Origin of the sequence: Limnospira sp. PMC 1279.21 (assembly GCF_032349615.1) — a bacterium.
In the GTDB taxonomy this organism is placed as follows: Bacteria; Cyanobacteriota; Cyanobacteriia; order Cyanobacteriales; family Microcoleaceae; genus Limnospira; species Limnospira fusiformis.
Window position 1 is genome coordinate 16,922 of record NZ_JARPLU010000004.1, and the last position, 23,885, is coordinate 40,806.

Annotated in this window: 22 protein-coding genes; 13 read left to right on the forward strand and 9 right to left on the reverse strand. The window is 43.9% G+C overall.

Annotated features, from left to right (window positions below):
* Window positions 1-122: 122 nt before the first annotated feature.
* The 6 genes from P5683_RS01130 to P5683_RS01155 all read right to left on the reverse strand — a co-directional run bounded on the left by P5683_RS01130 (window position 123) and on the right by P5683_RS01155 (window position 7,493).
* Window positions 123-1,694: a flotillin family protein gene (locus P5683_RS01130; RefSeq protein WP_006621924.1), complete on the reverse strand. Its 1,572-nt coding sequence runs from the start codon at window positions 1,692-1,694 to the stop codon at window positions 123-125.
* Between the two features lie 47 nt (window positions 1,695-1,741).
* Window positions 1,742-3,106: a flotillin family protein gene (locus tag P5683_RS01135; RefSeq protein ID WP_006621925.1), complete on the reverse strand. Its 1,365-nt coding sequence runs from the start codon at window positions 3,104-3,106 to the stop codon at window positions 1,742-1,744.
* Window positions 3,107-3,195: 89 nt separating this feature from the next.
* Complete coding sequence (locus P5683_RS01140) at window positions 3,196-3,804, reverse strand: hypothetical protein (RefSeq protein ID WP_006621926.1); 609 nt, start codon at window positions 3,802-3,804, stop codon at window positions 3,196-3,198.
* Between the two features lie 148 nt (window positions 3,805-3,952).
* Window positions 3,953-4,810, reverse strand: a complete 858-nt coding sequence (locus P5683_RS01145) for a shikimate dehydrogenase (RefSeq protein WP_315638737.1) — start codon at window positions 4,808-4,810, stop codon at window positions 3,953-3,955.
* Between the two features lie 174 nt (window positions 4,811-4,984).
* The gene (locus tag P5683_RS01150; RefSeq protein WP_193520475.1) at window positions 4,985-6,331 is read right to left on the reverse strand and encodes an ATP-binding protein; all 1,347 of its coding nucleotides are present in this window, start codon (window positions 6,329-6,331) and stop codon (window positions 4,985-4,987) included.
* Between the two features lie 88 nt (window positions 6,332-6,419).
* On the reverse strand, window positions 6,420-7,493 hold the full coding sequence (locus tag P5683_RS01155; RefSeq protein WP_006621929.1) for a J domain-containing protein: 1,074 nt from the start codon (window positions 7,491-7,493) through the stop codon (window positions 6,420-6,422).
* A 198-nt stretch (window positions 7,494-7,691) separates the two neighbouring features.
* Here P5683_RS01155 and P5683_RS01160 point away from each other — a divergent pair, with 198 nt between their 5' ends.
* From P5683_RS01160 to P5683_RS01220, 13 genes are all read left to right on the forward strand, one after another.
* Window positions 7,692-7,874 carry a hypothetical protein gene (locus P5683_RS01160; RefSeq protein WP_006668890.1) on the forward strand — a complete coding sequence of 61 codons (183 nt, stop codon included), beginning with the start codon at window positions 7,692-7,694 and terminating at the stop codon, window positions 7,872-7,874.
* Window positions 7,867-8,334 (forward strand): GNAT family N-acetyltransferase, encoded by a 468-nt coding sequence (locus P5683_RS01165; protein WP_006621930.1) that lies wholly within the window; start codon window positions 7,867-7,869, stop codon window positions 8,332-8,334. Before P5683_RS01160 ends, P5683_RS01165 begins: the two co-directional genes overlap by 8 nt.
* A gap of 314 nt (window positions 8,335-8,648) precedes the next feature.
* Window positions 8,649-9,392, forward strand: a complete 744-nt coding sequence (locus tag P5683_RS01170) for a HEAT repeat domain-containing protein (protein WP_396442546.1) — start codon at window positions 8,649-8,651, stop codon at window positions 9,390-9,392.
* A 10-nt stretch (window positions 9,393-9,402) separates the two neighbouring features.
* Window positions 9,403-10,011, forward strand: a complete 609-nt coding sequence (locus P5683_RS01175; RefSeq protein ID WP_006668894.1) for a molybdenum cofactor guanylyltransferase — start codon at window positions 9,403-9,405, stop codon at window positions 10,009-10,011.
* A gap of 64 nt (window positions 10,012-10,075) precedes the next feature.
* Window positions 10,076-10,276, forward strand: coding sequence for a hypothetical protein (locus P5683_RS01180; RefSeq protein WP_006668895.1), 201 nt, complete (start codon window positions 10,076-10,078; stop codon window positions 10,274-10,276).
* Window positions 10,277-10,291: 15 nt separating this feature from the next.
* Entirely contained in the window at window positions 10,292-11,026 is a 735-nt protein-coding gene (locus P5683_RS01185) for a class I SAM-dependent methyltransferase (RefSeq protein ID WP_006621934.1), read from the forward strand.
* A gap of 237 nt (window positions 11,027-11,263) precedes the next feature.
* On the forward strand, window positions 11,264-11,518 hold the full coding sequence (locus P5683_RS01190) for a hypothetical protein (RefSeq protein ID WP_006621936.1): 255 nt from the start codon (window positions 11,264-11,266) through the stop codon (window positions 11,516-11,518).
* Between the two features lie 8 nt (window positions 11,519-11,526).
* Window positions 11,527-13,095, forward strand: coding sequence for a hypothetical protein (locus P5683_RS01195; protein WP_006621937.1), 1,569 nt, complete (start codon window positions 11,527-11,529; stop codon window positions 13,093-13,095).
* Between the two features lie 94 nt (window positions 13,096-13,189).
* Entirely contained in the window at window positions 13,190-15,403 is a 2,214-nt protein-coding gene (locus P5683_RS01200) for an Hsp70 family protein (protein WP_008056588.1), read from the forward strand.
* Window positions 15,400-15,930 carry a LysM peptidoglycan-binding domain-containing protein gene (locus P5683_RS01205; RefSeq protein ID WP_006621941.1) on the forward strand — a complete coding sequence of 177 codons (531 nt, stop codon included), beginning with the start codon at window positions 15,400-15,402 and terminating at the stop codon, window positions 15,928-15,930. Before P5683_RS01200 ends, P5683_RS01205 begins: the two co-directional genes overlap by 4 nt.
* The gene (locus tag P5683_RS01210) at window positions 15,927-18,440 is read left to right on the forward strand and encodes a peptidase (protein ID WP_006621942.1); all 2,514 of its coding nucleotides are present in this window, start codon (window positions 15,927-15,929) and stop codon (window positions 18,438-18,440) included. Before P5683_RS01205 ends, P5683_RS01210 begins: the two co-directional genes overlap by 4 nt.
* A 3-nt stretch (window positions 18,441-18,443) precedes the next feature.
* A complete protein-coding gene (locus P5683_RS01215) occupies window positions 18,444-18,815 on the forward strand; it encodes a hypothetical protein (protein ID WP_006621943.1) in 372 nt (123 codons plus the stop codon).
* A gap of 4 nt (window positions 18,816-18,819) precedes the next feature.
* Window positions 18,820-19,296 (forward strand): nucleotide exchange factor GrpE, encoded by a 477-nt coding sequence (locus P5683_RS01220; protein ID WP_006621944.1) that lies wholly within the window; start codon window positions 18,820-18,822, stop codon window positions 19,294-19,296.
* A 23-nt stretch (window positions 19,297-19,319) separates the two neighbouring features.
* Here the strand turns inward: P5683_RS01220 and P5683_RS01225 are convergent, their stop codons facing one another.
* The 3 genes from P5683_RS01225 to P5683_RS01235 all read right to left on the reverse strand — a co-directional run bounded on the left by P5683_RS01225 (window position 19,320) and on the right by P5683_RS01235 (window position 23,732).
* Window positions 19,320-21,377: a prolyl oligopeptidase family serine peptidase gene (locus P5683_RS01225; protein ID WP_315638726.1), complete on the reverse strand. Its 2,058-nt coding sequence runs from the start codon at window positions 21,375-21,377 to the stop codon at window positions 19,320-19,322.
* Window positions 21,378-21,508: 131 nt separating this feature from the next.
* Window positions 21,509-22,204 carry a type IV pilin-like G/H family protein gene (locus P5683_RS01230; RefSeq protein ID WP_006668900.1) on the reverse strand — a complete coding sequence of 232 codons (696 nt, stop codon included), beginning with the start codon at window positions 22,202-22,204 and terminating at the stop codon, window positions 21,509-21,511.
* Between the two features lie 67 nt (window positions 22,205-22,271).
* The gene (locus P5683_RS01235; protein WP_046321132.1) at window positions 22,272-23,732 is read right to left on the reverse strand and encodes an ATP-dependent DNA helicase RecQ; all 1,461 of its coding nucleotides are present in this window, start codon (window positions 23,730-23,732) and stop codon (window positions 22,272-22,274) included.
* Between the last annotated feature and the right edge of the window lie 153 nt (window positions 23,733-23,885).

Sequence of the window (23,885 nt, forward strand, 5' to 3'; positions counted from 1 at the left end):
GCACGAGTTTTGGGGTTGAAAGCGGGGTCGATTTTTAGACCTATTGACAAAAACGCCATTTTGTGCATAGACCGATCCAGAGACAGATCCCCCACCCTAGAGGAGAGGGGGGGGAATAGAATCTAATCCTGTTCTAGCCACATTTGCAGCATAGCGGTAGGGATGTAGATAGTAGGGTGATTAAACATATTTCGGATCGCCTGAGTTCCCTGAGACTTGAAAACCATCTGTAAACGACGCTTGAGGTTAGGATACTGTCGCAAAGCCTGAGCGATCGCCTCTTCAGCCTCAGCATTATTCTTAGTATTTTGTGCGACATGATCAAGTAGTTGTTTAACCTCGGTCTGTAGGCTTTGTGTAGTATCTTCTGGCTTAGGTGCAGCGCCATTAGTGCGGCGTACAGCTTGACCATTAGTGCGGGCAGATTTGAGATTTTTAGCTGTTGAAGCAGGTTGAGGTTGAGAAGAACCGCCGCCCCAATTTTGGACAGCCGTCGCCACATCAATACCGGTAGTTTGGCGCAACTCTTCCAAAAACGCCGCCATTTTAGAAGCTGTATTCCCCTTATTAGCATCAACAATAGTAGCACTATCAACAGTAATTTCAGGAACAGTAGAAGCCATAGTTTTTAGTAAGACTTCCAACTTCTGATAAAGGAAAATTTCCCGAGCATTAGGACCGGCTGCTTTCCAGGACTCAGCCAGCCGTCGTGTACCTTCAGCTTGAGCTTTCCCATCTTCAATAATTTGGGCAGCATCCCCACGCGCCCTAGCGATCGCCTTTTTACATTCCGCTTCTGCTGGTGCGACCACATCAGCTTGTAGTTGCTGTTCTACCTGCTTAATCCTTTCTTTTTGAACAGAGACCTCAGCCTGAGTCCTAGCCACCTCAGCGGCTGTTTCCGACTCCGACTCTGCGACCACCGCCGCCCGTTTAGTCATAGCATCAGCCACCCGGCGTTCAGCTTCCGCCTTAGATACCTCTACCTCAGTTTCCAACTTTTTCAACTGAGTCATTTTATGATTTTCCGCAGTACGGATAGCAGCATCAGCCTTAGCTTGTGCTTCAGCGACACGAGAATCTCTAAACAATTCCGCCCGTTGTTGTCGTCCAATCGAGTCAAGATACCCCACCTCATCGGAAATATTTTGAATTTGGAGAGTATCCAAAATCAACCCCAGTTGTTGTAAATCATCTTCAGCTTCTTCGAGGAGACTTTTAGCAAAAGCCAATTTATCCCCATTGACCTGTTCAGGGGTAAGGCTGGCTAACACCCCGCGCAGGTTTCCTTCCAGAGTATCTTTAGCAATGCGTTCAATTTCCTGGCGAGTTTTCCCCAATAAACGCTCGATCGCATTATGAATTGTGGGTTCTTCCCCAGCAATTTTAATATTCGCCACCCCATCAACCTGTAAAGGAATGCCTCCTTTCGAGTAAGCATTAGCCACCTTTAACTCAATAATCATATTGGTTAAATCCATGTGAAAGGCTTGTTCTAACAGGGGTGTCCGAATGCTGCTACCACCTTTGACCAGGCGATATCCCACAGTGCGATCATTTTCTGTTGAGCGACGACTACCCGCAAAAATCAACACTTCGCTAGGCTGACAAATATAGTAGAGATTGCGGATAATAAATACAGTGGCTCCGCTTCCTAAACCTAGGGCTGCTAATAAGGCGATGATAATTTCCATAATTCCTATACCTGTGTTGGGCTGCCATGAAATTTACTGATTGTTATTTAATTTCTGCTTGTGTTCCCCAAAGTCCTAGATACATTAATTCCCAAAGTGCGATCGACACTTTCGAGGAATTGACGGAAAATTTCCGGATAGGCGCGAACCAAACCAGCGATCGCTTCTCCGTCTCCACTATCAATCACATTGACATATTCCAGACCAACCCGGCGGGGAATTTGGGCAGCTTCCCGCAATACCATCTCGATTTGTTGTAAGTAGAACAGTTCCGAAGCATCCTCGCCCATTTCCTGCCAAACTGCGTTAATCAGGTCGTTTACTTCCGCCGCCGCGCGGGCATTTTCCGCTAAAGCAGCCGCATTACCTCTGGCTTGCAGTTCCCTAGCTTGTCGTTCCGCGTCCGCAGGTAGGACGGTATCAGCTTCGAGTCGTAACCTTTCCAACTCAGCGCGGACAGTTTGCAGGAGTTGTTCAGCCCTAGCGCGGGCTTCTTTACCAGCAGCGATGGTGCGTTCTTCTTCGGACCTAGCTTGCTGTTCAAGTTCGGCGCGAATTTTCCGCAGTTCGTTTTCTTTCTTTTGGACAAAGGTTCTGGCTTGACTTAGGGCGACTTCCGATTGGCGGCGACAGTCGGCTTCTACCTGTTCAGCTTCAGCGACAGCATTAGATTCGGCAATTTCGGCATCTCTGGCAATGAGAGCAATTTGGCGCCGACCGATGGAGTTAAGATAATCGACATCATCAGAGACGCTCTGAATTTTGAGGGTGTCTAATTGTAATCCTAATCTGGCTAAATCCCTGGAAACATCCTCAGCGATATGTTCAGCGAACCGTAGGCGGTCTTCGTTAAGCTGTTCGGGGGTGAGGGTGCTAACAACTCCCCGCAGGTTTCCTTCTAGGGTTTCGCGAGCAACGCGGGAAATTTCGGAGCGATCGCGGTCTAAAAATCTTTCGATCGCATTTCCGACGACTTCAGGATCGTTGGAGATTTTCACATTGGCGATCGCTTGAATATTTAGGGGTGTTCCCCCTTTGGAGTAGGCGTTTTTGACTTCAACGGGAACTGGCATTGTCCGCAAGTCCATGGTTTTGACGGTTTCCAGAATGGGAATACAAATAGCCCGTCCACCAAAAATCACCCGATAACCTACCTCCCGTCCGTCTTTGGTACGGTGTTTGCGACCAGACAAAATCAGGACCTCACTGGGTTTGCAAATCTGCATAAAGACATTGAGAAACCAGATTAAAACCAATACTCCAAAAATTGATAGGGCTATGGGTAGGGCAGTTATAATCTGATCACTTAGCTGATTTGTGTTTCTTCCTTGAGTCGGAATTTGTGCCTGGGCTACCAAGACGACTATTTCTTGGTTCTGTTTGTCTAAAGATGCAACAAATTTCTGATTCATAGTTTTTCCCCCAAAAGGGTTTGAGCAAACATTTAAAAGGTGAAATGTCGGGTCATCCTATCCGCTTACCCTGACGTTGGACTTGTCGATTATGCTTCTGAGACACCGAAGGATGCTTCTGAGACCACCAAAACTTTATTTTTCTCCATTCCTACCACAAAAACGCGATCGCCCTGGGAAAATTCCTGATTTTCTTCAGTAATTGCGCTCAAATACAGCACGGACCCTCCGGCGCTGAGGCGTACTTTTCCACGACTGTCTCTATTAAAGGGAATTTCCACGATGGCGGATAGACCAATGAAATCATGGGATTGAACTAAACTGTTGGCTTGTTGCGATCGCAGAATATCAAAGACCCACACGACAGCAGTTCCGCAGGACACCCCAATAGCGATCGCTGCTGTAGCCACAAAAGCCGGGGTTAAGTCGGGGTTCAAAACTGACATAATTGTTCCGGTCAACCCAAAAAAGCACACCCCAAAAGTCCAGAAGCGCACACTCCCAAAAGGCAGCCTTAACCGGAGAGTTTTTCTTTTGGATCTATGGCTGGGCTGGTTTTCGGTATCATCCCTGCGATGTTCTAATTCTACATCGCTATCAAATTCGCCCTCAAACTCTACACCGTCTAATCCCTCCACAGCGGCTAATATGACACATACTCCACCCACCGTTAGACAGACAATATATAGGGTTATCATAATTTCGTCCCCATGTAAATTGTACCTAAAAATACTTGCTAGGGTCTTAGTCTGTCGGTACTAATGCACCATTCCCCAGGGGCGGGTTCCCAAAAACAGTCCTGGGGAATTGACAATTAACAGCCGACCCGTCCCCTACCATTATAGCTCAATTATCGATGATTAAAGATTGACGCATTACTGAGATCGGGATGGGTTGTTGTAGCCAAATTTCCAGGGCGGCGGCTCCTTGTTGAATCAGCATTTCTAAGCCATCGATCGCCACAGCACCTTGATTTTTAGCCAGTTGTAAAAAGCGGGTAGGGCGGGGAGTGTAAATCAAATCGTAGGCGATCGCCCCAGATTTTAAACCCTCAAAATTTTCGGCATCTACCGGAGAGCGATCGATATGGGGAGACATTCCCACCGGGGTAGTATTTACCAATAAATCTGCTTGTTTAATTAAGGGGTTTAATTCCTGCCAATTGTGAACATTAACCTTAATAGGAAGGGGAGAATGTAGCCAACTTTGCCTAAATTCTTCTAACTTTTGGGGGTTTCTGCCGACGATATGAATTTCTGCCATTCCCAATTCAGCACAACCAGCGACTACGGCCCTAGACGCGCCGCCATTGCCTAAAATTACGGCGATTTTTTCATGCCAATTGGGGAAGTTTAAATCCTTGAGAGGAGCCAAGAAACCCGCTACATCTGTATTAGTACCACTCCAACCTTTATCACTGTACCAAACGGTATTAACTGCCCCTACTGCTGTGGCTAATTTAGACACATTATCTAGTAGGGGAATAATGGCTTGTTTGTGGGGAATGGTGAGATTAAATCCCTGAACACCGATAGCTTGAAAGCCTCGATAAGCTGATGCTAACTGGTCAGGAGTGACTGGAAAGGGTACATAGACATAATCAACGCCGAGATGTGCGATCGCGGCGTTGTGCATAATTGGGGACATAGAATGTTCCACAGGATAGCCAACAATTCCTAATAGTTTGGTTGTCCCTTTAATCATCAAAGTTTACCGGTATTGACATCGGTAACATTTTACGATAAAATTGGTGTACAGCCCTTTCAGTAATCATGTAATACGATTTCAAAGTCCCTCTCCCTGCCTAGGAGAGGGATTTAGGGTGAGGGTAATGTTTTAAGTTACTTGCGAACAAGCTGTATTAATACTAACTAACTATTAAAGGTCAATCAGATTAAATTGATGGGCTTCGGCGATAACTGGATTAATATCAAACCAATATTCATCCTCATGGCGATATTCAAAGACCCATAAACTGCGTAAGAGGGTTTGATATTCCCTGAGACCCATAATTTTTTTAGTTTGGGCGACCTGACGTAAGAGTTGCCATTCTTCTGATGATATAGCCAACAGTAACTGATGAGAACGTTGGCGGATGACATTTTCCAAGATACTCCTGACAATAGGTGGATCTTCTTGTTGTAAACAACTATACAGGAGGGCGAGTAAAGTGCGGACATGACCACCACTCATAATACAGAGGCGATCGAGAGTTTCTGCACTATCAAAAACCTTAGTAATTAAATGAGTATAATTATTGAGGTCAATAGCGGGAAAAGCTCGCACCATGACCATTTTTCGGAGATGTTCAATACCTTCTGGGTATGGTGTACCATCAGGAAATTTAACCGGAACCATGGGTAATGTTTTAGGTTCACTAGCAAATCGGCTGGTTAGTCGTCCCAAGTCGCTGGAGAAAATTAACCCGATGGGAATAGTATAAACGACATGGCACTGAAGTTGATTGAGTTGGTCGCCGCGATCGATAAATAAATATTCTGGTTGTGGTCGTCCGGTGGCGCTTTTGGAATTCATGATCCGGTCGAGGTTATCAATAATGACGACTAACCCGGCTTTTCCCTGTTGTTTGAGTTGTTGAATGGCTGGAAGTAGTAATTCTTGATTGATGGCTTCCAGGATATTATTAGTGCGCGGTTCGAGGTATTGTCGTAATAGCGATCGCAGGTCGCGGGAGTCTTTGGCTTTAGCGGTGAGTTTACCAATTCCGACGGTGAGGGAAAATTCCCCCGGTTCCGAGAGTCCAGGGATGGCCAGTTCTGCTTTGACATTAATTTGGGTGTTAATGACATCAAGTAAACCCTGAATCAGGTTTTTAAAGCCTGTGGGGTTAAGTTTGATGTTCATTGATTCTACACTTTCGCTGACCTGACGGGCGATCGCCAACAGGATATCAGTAATATCTACATCAGCCATATCTAAGTCTTTAGAGGACTCGAAGTAGACTACATGAAATTCCTGCTGTTCTAATTCGGCTTTCAGGCGCAATAATTCTGTCGATTTTCCCGAGCCGATATGTCCGGTAAACAGTTGACAGGTTGGGCTATCGGGGGAGAGACGGGAAATGGTGCGAGCAATTTGTTCGATGAGTGTACCTCCGCGAACTTGGGAAAAATTGATATAATATTTTCGCTCTTCCGGGTTCCCTACGTCTATGGTTTTGGCGGGGTTACACGCCCGAAAAAATTGGCGTAAATCTAGTTTCATTGTTGTCCACTCAATTTAAAGATTTTGACCCTAGTTGAATTTTCGGGTGTTGATTATACTAATCCGTAGGTTATGGAGAAAATTTACGTTAATTTGATAGAAGTTTACCTAATGTCAATCCTAAGCCGGAAATCGAAACTAATATCAAAGCGGTATAAAATTTGTTGAAGGAAACCAATAATTTTTCCCCGGCTACCATTTGCGCGACTACGCCAAAAATAATGGCAATGGCTCCCCAAGCGCCGACGATCGCATCAAGTCCGGTGTTGGCGATCGCCGCTCTGACTGCCCCAGACCCGGCTCCTGACCACGCTCCTAACCACGCTCCTAATTGAAATCCGAACCAACTACCAACGCCGCCGCGTTTTTTGACTTGAAACATAGCATCAGAAATAATGCCAATTATCCACCCAGTCGAAGAACCAATTATTCCCCCAATTAGAGATCCTAAACCATTCCCGGTTTCAGCCCCGGCTACCCAACCAGCGATCGCTAAAATTCCGGTGAAGCTAAACCCCCAAATAATCGTGCGTGAGTTACTATCGGAACCGATAATTGACCCTAAAGCAGTTCCGGCTATAGCCCAGGCGATCGCGGTAATTAGCCCCCCCGCTTGACTTCCGGCGATCGCTCCCGCTATTCCTCCCGCTATCATCAGAGAAATTAACCAAGGATACTGGGTCTGGGAACCATAACTGGCTTCTAGGGATAGTCCTACCCAAACCAATGGGACTAATAACCACGTCCCTGGGTAAATGTCTAAATATCCTAAAATCCAACCTACTAGGGTATAGCTGAAAAATGCCCCGGTTAACCAACCCCAGGGGATGAGTTCGTCACTGGTTTCGGGTTCGCTAGGATTGACTTTCGGGGGTCTTGGTGGGCGCTGAATAGGTGTGGCGGTTACTGGTGGGGTGGGTGGCGGCGGGGAGATGACTGGGTAAGGGGAGAAGTTGGGATCCCTTAATAGGGTCATGAGGCGATCGTAAGCATAGTTGATCTCTTTGAATTTTTCTGTAGCTTGATACTGAATATGGGAGTCGGCCGGATAGCGATCGGGATGCCATAATAATGCTAGAGTCCGATAAGCCTGTTTGATTTCCTCTAGGGAAGCACCAGGTTTGACGTTCAGAAGTTGGTAGTAGCGATCGATATCGTCCACAGTTAGGGATTTTAGGGCTTCGGTAGTGTATGGAATTATGGCAATATATTAGGACATTCCACTAATTTAGCACTCCCCCAGCCAGACACCCCCATAATGTTGGGTTCATCCCTGTAAGTTTGGCATTTCAGGTCAATCAGGGTTACAATTAACTATCAGATTTTTTCCCTTTGATAACTAACTGCTAGAGTTCCCGTTATGGCTTTTTTTCGTCAATATATCGCGCCACTGTTGGTGGTTATGATTTTTCTGTTGGCTTTGGTCGCCGTTAGTGCGCGTATTTTCCTACCGGGTGATATGCAAGCACCAGCACCTATGGGAGTCATTAACTCTTCAGGGAAGATGGCCCCCATTGTTCATAAATTAATGATCCGTGTCTGAAATTTTGGTCACCGGTTATACTATCCGTTCTGGATCTACTCGCGATCGCTCTTTGTTGGTTAAGTTCATGAATCGCACCTATCGGGAATTGTACCCCGATCAGGATTTCTCTCACCTGGCGAACACTGTAGAACAGTATTTCTCACCCCAAACCCCTCTCTGGTGGGTGGAAATGTCCGGCGGTCCAAACATCACCCCGATCGCCTGTTTATGGATGGGAACTGCTATTAATCAGGTGACAGGCGATCGGATTTCTCATATTTTTCTGGTTTATGTTCACCCAGAACATCGACGACGGGGAATTGGGGCGGCTTTGATGAATTATGGGGAACAATGGACTCAAACCAGAGGCGATCGCCAAATCAGTTTACAGGTTTTTACTAACAATAAACCCGCTCTGAGTTTGTATGAAAAATTGGGCTATCAACCTCAATCTTTGGGTTTAGTTAAGCAGCTCTAAATCCGATAAATGATATCCTCTACATTTTGGGAGGGCGCGTCACACCCAATAAATAATATAAATAATCACCCGACAATTGAACACTGAGGCATCTTAGTAAATATCAATTATAACTATCAATTGTAAATTCTCAGTCATGCTCTAGGGCGGGTGAGGATTAAGGCGGCGCTAACCTTGACCCGGAAAGAAGGGGCAAATGTTCACCCCATGGCCCAGCTACTGTATGATAAACCCCCCACCCACCCGATCGCCAAACTAATTATCAATTTAGTATGGGGGTTATAGAAAACCAATTTTTTGGTAGAATCGAAATTATGGAGGATCAAGATCTGAGTGTAGTTAATTTTGAGCAAACCGCTGATAGTCCCCTAGACCATTGGCAAGAGGAAGAAGCCCCTAAGCCAGATCCAGAGGAAATGTTGCCGTTGCTTGAGTCCCCGGAACCGCAACACCGGATGATTGCGGCGCGGGCTTTTTGTGAACTTCAAGACCAACGGGCGATCGCACCTTTGATAAGTTTATTAGATGACTCCTGCCCCCTCGTGCGGGTAAGCGTCGCCTATGCTTTGGGGCGTAATCCTAGCCCGGATGCCGTGGAAGCCCTAATTAAACAATATAATTCCGATTGGAATGGTTATGTCCGCAAGGGGTTGGTTTGGGCTTTGGGAAATTGTCGCGATCCGAGGGCTTTAGATACTCTCCTAGAGGCTATTAAAACTGATATTCCCGCCGTGAGACTCTGGGCGGCTAGTTCTTTGGGTCAAATGGCTAAGGTGGGATATGATGGGGTGGTCAAAGCTATTCCCCCCGTGATTGAGGCTTTGCGTGGGGATGAGGTGGCTGCGGTTCGCAGTAACTGCGCTTGGTCTTTGGGACAGTTAAGCCGGGAATTACCTTCTAATGTCGTCTATGCTGGGGCGATCGATGCCTTAATTGAAGCCCTAGAGGAGGATGAGGATTTGAGTGTCCGCGATGATGCTAAGTCTTCTCTGCTACGGGTTGGTGATCCGCGCGGGTTACAAATTATTGAAGAGTTAAAGATTGATGGCTTAATTTAGGTCTTTGGGAATGGCTGATAATTTCCTGGCGGCTTTAATTCTGGCGGGGGGACGTAGTTCTCGCATGGGTCGGGATAAGGCTTTAATTCCCGTGGCGGGGGTTCCCCTACTGCGCCGGGTGGTTGAGGCGGCGGGGAGTTGTTCTCAGCAGGTCTATGTATTAACACCTTGGCCAGAACGTTACCAGGCTGTGGGGGCTAGTTATAATTTGCTGATGGAAACTAACCCCGGTCAGGGTCCAATGGTGGCTTTGGCTACTGGGTTGAGTCAAATTGACTGTCTTTGGCTATTGTTGCTGGCTTGCGATTTACCTCAACTACAACCCGATATTTTGCGAGGCTGGAAGGAGCAGTTAACTGTGGTCCCACCATCCCATTTGGCTATGATTCCCCGTCATGGGTCGCGGTGGGAACCTCTCTGTGGATTCTACCGCCACCAGGCTTTAGAATCTTTACAGGAATTTATGGCAACTGGAGAGCGATCGCTGCAACGGTGGCTAGATCAGGTTCCCGTAACACCCATATCAGTCGTAACTGTAGAATCCCAGATGCTCCTCAATTGTAACACCCCAGAAGATTTGAGGGCGATCGCATCTGAGGGAACATCTGCAGACCTTTGATAATTTCTGATAAGATGACAGATAATCGCTAATACCACTTAAATTAGGCAAGCAGAGTCATATTATGAATGTCCTAATTCCGATCGCACTATTAATCGTCTATGTTGGTGGAGTCTGGAAGTTTTGGTCTGGGTTTGGGCGCACCAACTTTGAAAAGAGTTTTGGAAATCGTGTCTCATTATCATTATTATGGCCGATTTTGTTGATCGCTAATCGTTCCTATCGCCAAAACTTTTCTAAAGCTCTAAAAGGCTCGAAGCGCTAATTTGTATCAGCTATAATGTCTAAAAAACCAGACTCTAACCCTTCCTTGGGATTTTTCGGATTATCAACTGGCGGGACTGCTGACCAGTGGCAGTCCCAAATTACTTCCGTAGCCCGCCGTTTTAACCAGGAATATCAAGGCGAACCTTTTGAACTCCCCGAAGAAGTCGAAAATATGCCGATTTTTCGCGATCGCATTTCGGGAACTCTCCAACAAAAACTCACTTCCCCATTTTGGGAGTTAGCCAAACCTCAGAAAAATCAATATTGTTTAGATATTGGTTGCGGAGTAAGTTTTTTAATTTATCCCTGGCGAGAATGGAATGCTTTATTTCATGGTCAAGAAATTAGTTCCGTGGCTAGAGATGGTTTGAATTCCCGAAGTCCTCAGTTAAATTCTAAGTTATTTAAGGGGGTTGAACTAGCCCCCGCTCACCAGTTACAGTACGAAACTGGAAAGTTTGATTTAGCTATAGCCACTGGCTTTAGTTGTTACTATCCCCTGGAATATTGGCTAGAAGTTATGGCGGAGGTTAAACGAGTCTTAAAACCACAGGGAATTTTGGTATTTGATATCCTCAATGGGGAACTACCCCTAGCAGAAGATTGGGCGATTTTAGAGACTTATTTGGGAACGGAGGTTTATTTAGAATCTCTGGAAAATTGGGAAAGTTTGATTAAAAAAGCTGGGGCTAAGATTGTTAAAAAACAGTCGGGGGAATTGTGGGAAATGTATAAGGTCAGATTTTAGTTATTCCGTAAGTTAGTGGCTGCTATGCCATCACTAAGTTAACAGATTTGCCCAAATTGGGGGATAAGGGGTTTTGGGGTGATTGACCTCTGCGGCGATCGCTCAGTTTGTAAAGAAATATGACGATTGCGTAAAACCTGCGAAATTTGTCGATAACTCCATAGAACATTCGAGCAAAGGTGAGCAATGGTCTATTCCAGTTGGCGCGCGCGACCACATCTCCCAGGTGACCAGGAGATGAAAACCATCAGCCACAGGACGATTTTGGGTCTGATACTATCGGCGATCGCATTTTCGGCGATCGTCAAAAGTGGCGAATATCTCCTCTGTGAAAATTCCCCCGCTTCTGATGATTCACCTCCCCTCGGTCAGTTGTGTGATCAATTCACCAAACTTGGCGATCTGATCGGGGAGGTTTTTCTATTCAGCCAAACGCCACGACACAACAGCTTTTTAGATTCGCAGGACCAAGGAAACAATTATTTTATTTGAGGGTTTGAATGGTGTTTAAAGAGCAATATGCACTACAACCAGGGGGACCCGAAAGATTGGTTGTTTCCTGGGAGAAGGGATGGCAAAATTTTACCATTTATTTAGATGGACGGGAACTCGGTAAATTTGTCAATCCTCAAGCTATCAAAGACGGACAATGCTTTGATTTGAAAGACGGCACGCAAATTAAAGTTAAGCTGATTCGTGACTTTATTTTTTGGTATTTACAAATTCTGTGGCGCGATCGACCGGTTCCCGGTTCCGAAACCGATCCTGAAACTCAACTCAAAAAGGCTTATAACATCTTTACGAACATCTGGAAAATTGGGGCTGGTATTGTTGGCTTAGTATTCCTTCTGTCTTTATTCGCCATCAATGAGGTAGGTGCTGGGGTAATTCTTCTGCCTTTATTTTTACTATCGAATATATCACCATATTTTCTAACTGCTTATTTTCTGAAACGGAAAGCAAAACTAGCAGCTTATTTCGCCATCTGGTTTGTGTTTGTCTTATATATTTATGCTTGGCTCGCATTTTGGATGTCAGTATTGATGAGCATTTTCTGGGTATTAGCGAGTTTAATGAATGGATTCGGGACTTTTATAGCTGTAATCATATCAGTTTCACTATTAAATATATTTTTACGTTGGGTATTGCATTTATTTTATACTGCCTTCAAAAGGGTATGGGCTGCGCCGTTCGCCATTTATCAACTCGATGAAAAATGGGGATTAAATTCTGGGGTTCATCCTAATTACCAATATCAAGATAATGTCAATAATCCCATTCCCATTCAATCAAATTCGGCTATTTTGACCAATCTTTCCAATCTTACAAATAGACCACCTGCACCACCACCTGCACCACCTGCACCTGCACCACCACCTGCACCACCACCACCGAAACCACCAAAACCACCAAAACCGATGACTCCCCCTATACCGAGGAGGGTAAATAATGCAGCGATCGCCAAAATGCAAACCTTGAATCCAGAGGGTTATAAACTTTATCAAAAAGCCGAACAATCCCAAGATCCTCACATCTTTTTTCAAGCCGGAGAAATGTACGATCGCAGCTATAGTTCATTCTGGGGAGATGGCATTTTTTCTGGCAACTATGATCGCCATTTTATCAAAATGTTGGGGATATCAATTGATGTGGTGGGAATGGAAACCGCCAAACAGGAAGCCACAACGATTATCAAAAATTCCCGCGATTCTTTAGTGATTAGTTGCTTGTGTTATCTGAAAGCCATAAAACTCGATTCTAATCACTACTGGTCAACCTTAAAATTAGCAACAGCCCTGACAGCAGCATTACAAATTGAGGCATCGCTAACCTATTGGCGACAAGCCTTAAATCTTGAAAAACAGGACACTTTATCAGCCCTAACTGCGGACTCGATGGGATTTGATAATCGTTCGACTGCCGCCAAAGAAGTCATGTATAAGTTAGGACTAGGCAGCAACCCGCAAGACTTCGACTCCCATTTTCTCAAACAGCAGGCGATCGCCAAAAAACTGCTCTGTGATCACCCTTACTTGAGCGACAATATTCCTAAATTAAGAACTGGATAAATCATGATAGTTAAGATTTGTTAAAATTTTCGGATAAAACTTGCCAAAATAGCGGAAGACAATTAAAGTATAAATAATCAAGGTTAAATTAATCATGGGAAATATAGTTGGGATAGATTTGGGGACTACCAATTCAGTAGCAGCTTTTAAGTGGGCTGAGGTCAATGTAGTGACTGCTGCTGAGAACTCACCGCCCGATCGCAAATTAACCCGGTCAGTGGTGGCGGCGGATCGCAATGGGTTAATCGTGGGTGAACAAGCCTATCGCCAACTGGGCGATGGAGATACCGAAAATGTGATAATTTCCATCAAGCGACTAATCGGAAGAGGCTTTAATGATCCGGTTGTGCAACAACAATTATCTCGCTTCAATTATAAGATTGATAAATCCAGCCAAGGGACGGAAAATAGCCTATCGGTTTGGTTGGGGGGACGGGAATATCTACCGGAAGATATATCGGCGGAAATTCTTAAAAAAGTTGTCAGTAATGCCCAAACTTATCAGGAGCGATCGGGGCAAACTAGCCGCATTACAGAAGCTGTAATTACCGTTCCCGCTTATTTCAATGATAAGCAGCGATACGCCACGGAAATCGCCACGCAAAAAGCCGGATTAAAACTCCGGGAACTTCTCCCAGAACCGACAGCAGCAGCTATTTCCTATGGTTATCGTCCGGACTCAGATGAGGTGAGTACCATCTTAGTTTATGACTTTGGTGGGGGTACTTTGGACTGTTCGATTATTACTTCGGTTGGTAATCAATTTATTGAGTCAGCCAAATCGGGGGATTTGTGGTTAGGTGGGGACGATTTTGATAACTGTATTGTGGAATTTGCCAAACAGGAAATCGCCCGGATTGAAAACCTCGATAATGTCGATCGCTTAATTAAAAAAATGCCGCATTATCAACGAGTGCGGCTGCTGGCGGAATTGAAAATTCAGGCGGAACAGGCGAAAATTAGACTGAGTACCCAAGGTGCAGCGGAAATTATTACCTCGGCACATTTAATTGATGAAATGGGAATGGCAATTCCGATTCAAGTTACCATCAGTCGCCAAGAGTTTGAAAAACGCATCGAACCGTTAATCGATCGCTCAGTAAAAATTGCTCAGGACGCGATTAAATATTCAGATTATCCCCTCGATCAAATTGATGCAATTCTGTTAGTTGGCGGTTCCGCGCAGGTGCCGATCGTGCAACAAAAAATCCGCCAAGCCTTCCCCCAACATCAAGTTGTGGTTCACGATCGCCCCATGTATGCGGTGGCGGAAGGGGCGGCGATCGTGGCGGCGGGACTTACGGAAAAAGTCACGACTGTTTCCCGTGATTATTGCATTGAATTGGTGGATGAGCCGCGATTTGTAATCATTAGTCAGGGCGATATTCTTCCGGTGCAAAAGTTCCATACTTTTAAAACTGAAGCGGACGGACAATCGCTAATTCACTTTAAATTTTTTAGCCCAGATCGCGTCCGCCAGGAACTCGATCGCCGATTTCAAGACGAGCGGATCGGGGATATGTGGTTAGCGCTCGATCGCCCCTATCCAAAAGGTACGGAAATTTTAGTGACGGTGGAACTTGACGAGGAAAATAACTCGCTGCAAATGACGGCGGCTCTCAAAAACAATCCCCAGGTTAAAGTTAGTTGTTCATTCTCGCGGGGGGGAGTTAATGAGGAGATTTCTCGCCAGGTTGAGGAACGAATTAAACAACTGAATGCGGCGGGTAACTTAACGGAAATCGGTGTGAAACGTGCTAATGAAATCGCCGGGGAAGTGGTGCGATCGGCTAACCAAATTTATTATAATGGTCAAGTGCAGCGCGATCGCCTTAACCAAGCTGAAAGCAAACTCAAGGAATTAGAAGAATTTGCTAATGATGAGTTAGATATTGCCAAGATTTTCATAATGCGATTTGAATTAGCGCTGGAAGTGTGCGATCAGCTAATCCATGAAGATCAAAAATATCGGTTGCGGAATTTAGTAGATCAACTGCAACAAGCCTTGAATAGCAAGAATATTGCCAGCTTGCAAAAATTAATAGAAGATAGCAAACGAGAGTTTGATAACCTTCCCGATAGCGTCAAACTGATTGTGGTAATTCGGGAGGAGATCGGCCGCATTCACCATCTTAACCCCAGTCAAGCGGGAGGTATGGAGGTCAAATTTAATCAATTGTTGAACGCATTACAGCAAGGAAATGGCAGCCAAGCTAATAGCCTGCTGCAAGAACTCCAGGCTGAGATTATTCCCTATTTAGATCGGGAATTACCCACAGGAACTATTGCTACAGGATTGACACGATGACGATTAAACTCACCTGTCCGGTGTGCGGTCGCGCCGAAATTGAGGGCAATATTTGCCCCAACTGCGAAACTGATCTCACCCTCATTCGGCAACTGCAAGAACTCCCCCAATTGGCGGTTGAACCTGCGGTTATTGCCGCCCCTAAATCCTCTCAAAATATCCAACAGTTGTTGTTGGTAATGGGCATCATAATTTTACTTTTGGGAATTGCCTTGGGAAGATTTATCAGGGGTGAATCTGATGTGCAAACTGCCTCGGTTTATCCTACAGAAGTTATAGAAACTGCTCGATTTCTTCCCTCCCTGAATAAACCGAAAATCGATAAAAATAGCCCGGCATCCTGTGGGGGATTTTACTACTCGGTTCAACGGGGAGATTCCCTGTCGAGAATTGCGCGCAAGTTTTATGGGGAGGGGTCGCGCTGGCCACAATTAATCGAAACGAACCCGAATTTAAAAGGTAGAGAAAATCAGATCGAAGTTGGGGAAGTGATTTTGATCCAAAACTTACCAGAATACTGCCTATGAATGCAATTATTAATTGGGTTGATGCTCTGACATACGCACTGTTTAAGGTAGAAATTGTTGATTTCTTTAAGAAAGTTTCTGTTACTAAGCAGGACATCAAAACCGCCCACAAACTTGCTGCCAAAAAAAAGCTAATTGAGGCTACTAAAAAGGGGCAATCTACTCTTAGCAAATGGTCAAATTCCCCGGCTTTGGTTGAGCAAAAACTGCGACAGCTATTGATGGGAAATTTGTTAACTGATTTTAAGTCAGAGATTAATTCGTGGAAACAGAAAATCAAATTTGCTAAAAGCATGATCGCTTCGGCTCAGGCTTTAGAAAAATCTGATGCTGGCGATCCGCTGGATACGACAAATTTATCAAAGGCTTTGTCAACATATAAAAAATGTCGAACAATTATTGATATAAGTCTTGTCAATCAGGCGATCGCTCGCTGTGAACACAAAATGATGAAATATAATCAATTTAGGACATTATTTACAGAAGGTCAAAAATATTGCCAAGAAAAAGATTATAAAAAAGGGAAACTGAGTTTTGAGCGAGCGAAAACATTATTTCCCATTCCACTGCTAGAAGAAGCGATCGCCGATTGTTCAGGATATATTCAGGGACAAAATCAGTATGAATTAGCATTAGAAAAAGCGGTAAATTTAGCGAAAAATGGTGAATTTAAGGCCGCCCTAAATGTGATTAATTTAGCCTTAGATAAGTTCGAGCGCGAAGATGGTCAAACATTGCGGGGGACACTAAACCGGGTGATGCAAGGAAAAGACTATTATAGTCAAGGACTTGGGGCGGAAAAGTCGGGAAATTTAGGACAGGCTATATCATTTTACCAAAAATCATATCAGTTACTCCCGGAATTAACAGAAACCCAAATTCGCTTGGCAATTGTTTCCCTAAAAACAGCAAATTGGCAACAGGCGATCGCACATTTGCAGGGACATTCAGGAGAAAAAATTAAATATCTGCGTGGTTTTGCTTACCTCCAACAGGGTGATTTTCAACAGGCTGAAGTGGAATGGCGATCGCTATCCCATCCCCAAGTTAAAAGTCAATTGGAAATTGTCCGCACATTAAGGGGGCGCGATCGCTTAAAATTGATGTTGTCTATTCAACAGTTGGTTGATGATAATAACCTGGACAATGCTGGTGCTATGAGCCGTCAATTTTTACATAGTTACGGCTCAGATACGGTGGTTGAAGCTAATCTCAATAACCATATTTTGCCGCGCCTAGAAGCTAAAATTTGGGAGGGTCAAGATTGGCCAAAAATTGCCCAAATCACGGAACAAGTTTGGCTAAAAAACGGAGATTGTAAATCTCTGCATAATTGGGCGATCGCTACCTATTATAATGCTCAAATTAACAGCCACACCCGCCGGGATTGGGTGGTGGCTGCTACCACGGCTTTAGCGAATTTAGAGCGCGATCCGGCTTGGCAAAATATTCCTTGGCTGCCGAAAATTTCCATTGATATTGAGGAAATTTTTAGTCATTTTCTGGCTACCCTAGAAACGGCGATCGATAGCTTAAAAGACGATAACTTAGCCGAGTATCTGAAACTGCGAGATCAATTTCGTCTGGATGCGATCGCCCTGAAATTAGTTAAAAAGTTCCCCCATCAAGCCGCCCAAATTAATCACCTAATTTTATTGCCGGGATGTTACCATCGCTATCGCCATCAATTTAGCAATATTAAGATTCCTCAAACTGCCAATTCTGCATCAACAGAAACCAATATTTTGCCCGCGCTTTATACCTCCTGGGGTTTGGCTGTGGCGGCGGCATTTGACGGAGATGGAGAACGCGCTATTAAACTTAAACCTTCTCAGAGTTATCAATTTAACTCTTCTCAAAAAAACGAATATTTTGCCCAAAAATTTGTAGCTTACTCCGAGGGAATTCACTATCTGCAAAAACAACGCTGGCGAGAGTCAATCGCGGCTTTAAATGCTCTCAAAAATGAATGGCGATCGCACCCAGAATGGCATCGAGAACTTGAGCGCTTATGTGAGTCTCAGCGTCAGGCGTTAAACAGTTTATCAGACCATCTGGCTTTTAGCGATTTTTGGTATCAACTATTGGGAACTGAAGCCTCCTGTAGCTATTGGGTTGAATCTCGTATTCAAGAAATTTGCGAAAATTTACAGCATCATAAAATTGATAAAAATCGAGCTTTATCTCAGCTTCGAGAACTGCAAAAAACCGATAGTAAAAACCCCCGTTTAATTTATGTCATTGAAACCTTAGAATTTGAGATTGAGGTTAATGAAATTATTGGTTTGATGCCATCTAATTTAAATGATGCGGTACGTCGCGCCAAAAACTGCCATAATCAGAAAGTGAAGCGACATATTGCTGCTATGTTAATAGAAATTTTAATTGCGGGAGTTAATGAAGGTAAAATGAACGGGGAAACTGCCGTACAATTTGCCCGTTGGGCGCATCAAATTTGCCCCAATGACCCCGAATTTGTGGATATTTATCGTCAATGTGGAATTTATTAAATTATGTCAAATCAACTACCCAATCCTAACCCTTATCAGGTTTTAGAGGTTTCTCCTTCGGCATCTAAGGCTGAAATTACCAAGGCTTTTGCGATGGCAATGAAGCGGAAAAAATACTCCCCCGATTTAATTGCTAGGGCGAGAAAAGCCTTGATGGATGACAAAGAACGTTTAATTGCTGATTATTTGCATCCGGTTTTACCACCCATTCAGCGGTTTAAGCGACAGGATTTCTCGGAACTTGAAAAACCGATTCCAGTTTTCGAGATGATTTCCGAATTTGATGATCTATCGTCAGCCATTGGCGCGGAAAAATCCGGCGAGGTGGCTCAACAATTAGGACAAAAAATCTTTATTCAATTTTTGAGTATTTAAGATTATGAATCATGCAAGCAAACTCGAAATTCCTGCCGAACTTCGTGACGAGATTCAACAAAAAATAGGGCAGCTTCTCCAAGAAAAAACTTTAATGCAACAAGCATTAATGGGTAAAGAACAGGAAGAATTTGCCCGGCTAGAAATGCTTTTTTTAGAACTACTAGAGGTTGTGGATTCTCTCGATTTTTTGATGGAATATTTGCACAATAACCCCCAACCCGATCCCAAAGCGATCGCCCGTTTTCCCCAATTAATCGGCAGCATTCATAAAAAATTACTCAATACCCTGGAAAAACGAGAGGTGCTCACTATTGATTTTCAGGGCGAAAAACCGGATTTTGATGTGTGTAAAATTATCGATCGCGAAGTTAATCCCGACCTCGAAAATGAAACGATCACCAAAATTGTCCGGCGAGGATTTCAATATGGCGATCGCCTTTTGCGTCCGGTGGAAGTGATTGTTTCCAAGTCCGAATAATACTGGCTGGTTGAGTGGGAATTTTAATTAATGTCTAAAACTCGCACTAAAAAAGCAAACTGATCAGCAATTTCTTCGATGATTTTAGCCATCGGTTTTCCCGCCCCATGTCCGGCTTTAGTTTCAATCCGAATTAACACAGGGTTGTCGCCACTGTGGGCGGCTTGTAAGGCTGAGATAAACTTAAAACTGTGGGCGGGAACTACGCGATCGTCATGGTCTCCCGTGGTGATTAAAGTAGCAGGATAGGCTGTTCCTGGCTGTAAATTATGCAGGGGAGAATAACGATAAAGAACTTGGAATTCTTCCTCATTTTCAGGGGAACCATATTCAGAAGTCCAAGCCCAGCCAATGGTAAACTTATGGAAGCGTAACATATCCATTACCGCCACTGCTGGTAGTGCCGCCCCAAACAATTCTGGGCGTTGGGTCATACAAGCACCCACTAATAAACCGCCATTACTACCACCAGATATAGCTAGTTTATTTACCTGGGTATAATTGTGGTGAATTAACCATTCAGCCGCTGCTATAAAGTCATCAAAAACATTTTGTTTTTTCAGTTTCATTCCGGCTTGATGCCATTGTTGACCATACTCGCCACCCCCCCGCAGGTTAGCCACAGCATACAGGCCTCCCATTTCCATCCATACTAAACGACTTACCGAAAAATTGGGGGTTAAGGAGATAGAAAAACCACCATATCCATAAAGAATTGTCGGGTTATTGCCGTCCAATTTTAAGCCCTTTTTATGGGTGATAAACATGGGAACCATTGCGCCATCAGGACTGCTATAAAAAACCTGATTGGTCTGGTAATCTTCCGGGTTAAAATCGACAGTTGGCTGTCGATAAAGTTGACTTTCTCCTGTGACTATATTATACTTATAAATGGTGGGAGGAGTCGTGAAACTGGTAAAAGAATAAAAGGTTTCTGTGTCCTCTCGTTTACCATCAAATCCCCCCACTGAACCAATACCCGGCAACTCTACTTCCCGGACTAAGGTTCCATCTAGGTGAAAAATATTCACCTGGGAACGGGCATCTTTGAGGTACAGGGCAACAAACTGATTATTTAGGGTGCTGACTCCTTCCAGGGTTTCTATGGCTTCTGGGATGATTTGATAGCGATTTCCGGTGTTAATATTAATGGCGATAACTCGACCCATTGGGGCATCTAAATCCGTCTTAAACCAAAAGGTTTCTCCTTGGTTATCAATGAAGCTATATTCTGCTTCAAATTCGGATATTAATTCGACTACGGGGCTATCAGGTTTAGTTAAATCGCGATAAAAGACTAGGTTTTTGGGGTCGGTTCCTCGCCATACAGAAATAATCAGATATTGACCATCTTCGGTGACAAATCCATTGAAACCCCATTCTTTTTGGTCAGGACGTTGGTAAATTAAAACATCTTCTGATTGAGGGGTTCCTAGGCGATGGTAAAACAGTTTTTGGTAATAGTTAATATCCTCAAATTGAGTTTCTTCGTTGGGTTCATCATAGCGACTATAAAAGAATCCTTGATGGTCATGAGTCCAAGATGCACCGGAAAATTTAATCCACTTGAGATGATCTTCGAGTGGTTTGACGGTGTTAATATCCATAACTTTCCATTCTTGCCAGTCGGAACCTGATGCGGAAAGACCATAGGCGATTAAATTCCCATCTTCACTAATGGCAATTCCTGATAAGGCAACGGTTCCATCTTCTGACAGTTGGTTTGGGTCTAATAAAACTCTGGGTTCGCCTTCCCATGAGTCCATTACATAGAGAACACTTTGGTTTTGTAAGCCATCATTTTTAAAGTAAAAATAGCGTTGACCTTCTCGAAAAGGGATGCTATATCTTTCATAATTCCATAATTGGGTCAAGCGATCGCTTAATTTTTGGCGGCTGGGAATGGTGGAGAGGTAATCAAATGTTACCTGATTTTGGGCTGTTACCCAAGCCTTGGTTTCGTCAGAGTCCAGATCTTCTAACCACCGATAGGGGTCAGTTACTTGGATGCCATGATATTCGTCTACTTGATCACTTTGGCGGGTATGAGGATAAATCAGGGGTTGATTGAGATCAGACATAACTAATGAATTTTACAACAATATTCTAGTTTAACCTATGATTTCTCTTTTCGGTATAGGTAACTTTTGGACATAACAATATGAGAGATGCTGGGGTAATCATCTACTGTATAATATACTGAGTTGATGGGCTATTGACTAACGGGAATCACCCAAGATTTTTTGAGAGAAGAACCCGCCGGACATTTAATTCTGTTTTCGCCGGTTTCGGGAGGGGCGATCGCATCTGCTCTGGGCGGTTTACGCAACTGATTAGATGAATGATCTACTAGACAAACTCCTCCGAAATTTTGAGTAACATTTTCATCAGTAACTGCCAATAAAGCACTAGCCAAAGAAATGATTAACTCGGAATCATCAGGACATTCAACCACGGGAGAGTTACCCCGTGATAATTGAATCGGCGCTGATAATTTATCCTGACTTTTACACATTCCCGCCACTGTTTGTATGAGGTTATCTCCAGGAATAATAAATACAGCACCAGCAAAATTAGGCAGACGTGAATTGGTAGGTATAGCATCAATTAAAACCAGGTTTTCATTAACATTCATCGCAAAGTTATACCCAGGTCTACCCTCAGATGTTGTGCGATATAAAGCATCTAAATTGTCGGTGAATCGATTGTAATGAAAAAGCTGTTGGCTTTGGTTTTGCAGTAAGTCGGTTAAGACTTCTCTGGCGACTTTTTCATTTTTTCTATCTCGTCTCTCGAGCAATGAGGACCATATCGCAGCTATTATTCCCAAACAACTAATTAGGAAGACCAAGGCAAAAAATGAAAAATAGATGCGCTTAGGATGCCGTTTAATCCAACTTTTAATCATGGCATAAAATTGGGGTAACACTGTCAACTTCAATTATAGCATTAATAGATTGACGATCGCCACTAATTTAAGACCCATGGCGATCGCAGTTGTCACAATGACCACAGCGAAATGATTGTGCTTCTGTCCCCAAGCCAAACGCCTCTAGTATAAATTTCCAGCGACAGTCACGGGTAGCAAAATAGCGAGTCATTTGGCGAATCGCAACTGTGTTAGAATTTTCAGTTAAAGATAGTGATGTATCTTTAATTTGATAATTAAACAAATCAACCCACTCTAATTTTCCCTGAGAATGCAAAAGAGACAAGGCGATCGCACTGTCGGGAAAACGACTGATCACTGTTTCTAAATGGCCTTTTTGGGGAAGTTTTTTAATCAAGGGTTTAGCGGTCATCATTTGTTGGCGAAAATTATCTTGTAAAAACGACAGCCTTTGTCTATCTTCAGGGTACAGCAAGCCCGTCGGTTCACAGAGAATAGTCAAGGCTTCTGCTGGTTTTCCGTCTCGTCCAGCCCTTCCTACTTCTTGGATATATTCTGATAGTAATAGGGGCGGTTGAAACTGAACCACCCACCGGACATTGGGCTTGTTAATTCCCATCCCAAAAGCAGAAGTACACACCACAAATTGCAGCTTGCCTTCTAACCATTGAGATTCAATTTTTCGCCTTTTTTCCGCCGATAGTCCAGCATGATAAGGGGCAGTTTTATAGCCAAATGTCTCCAGCCAGGCTGTCAATTCTTGACTATCTCGACGGGTGCGAACATAAATTAAACCGGTTTGCTTTTGATGTTGTTTCATCAAACTTAGCAAGCATTTTCGCCGTCCCATGGGAGTAAAAACTCGGCGAATTTTAAGGTGTAAATTATCTCGATATGGACTCAGTATAAATTCTTGAGGATCTTGTAACTGTAACACCGTTTTAATAGTGTTTTGGGCAGTGGGGTCAGCGGTAGCGGTAAAGGCAGCGATCGCTATTTTGCTACCTGGTGGTTTATGTTTTAATAAAGTGGGACGCACCGCCCCCAAACGGCGATAATCAGGTCTAAATGTATCCCCCCATTGAACTAAACAGTGAGATTCATCTAAAATCAAACCATTAATAGAAACCTGGGGTTTATTGATTAAATTCCACACAGGTTTACTTAATAAAGTTTCCGGGGATAAATATAGCAATCGTAGGCTGTTGTTTTGCAATTGATGTAAAGTTTGCCGCCGTTGTATGGGGGACATTTGACTATGAATAATACCCGCACTTAAATGGCGATCGTGTAATTCTTTTACCTGATTTTCCATCAAGGCTACCAGCGGCGAAACTATTATGGTTAAGCCATTTTTTAATAACGCTGGCAGTTGAAAACAGATAGATTTACCGCCTCCAGTGGGCAGAACAATCAACGCATCTTGACCCCTGATAATAGCCTCAACAATTTCCTGCTGAGGGGGGCGAAAATCATCATAACCCCAAAAACGTTTTAGGGCGTTTTTTACTTGTTCAGTTGTGTGAGAATCAGAAGGTGGAATCATGGGTTAAATTAGGGGTAAAGCGCGAAAACATAACCAAACTGTTGTCAATTTTAGCTCATCGAAAAATTATCAGTCCCAGATTAGGCAGTCAGCCTAGTTGCCAAAATTGATGATTTCATTTAAGATTACCATTAATCTTGTTCACCAGTAGGG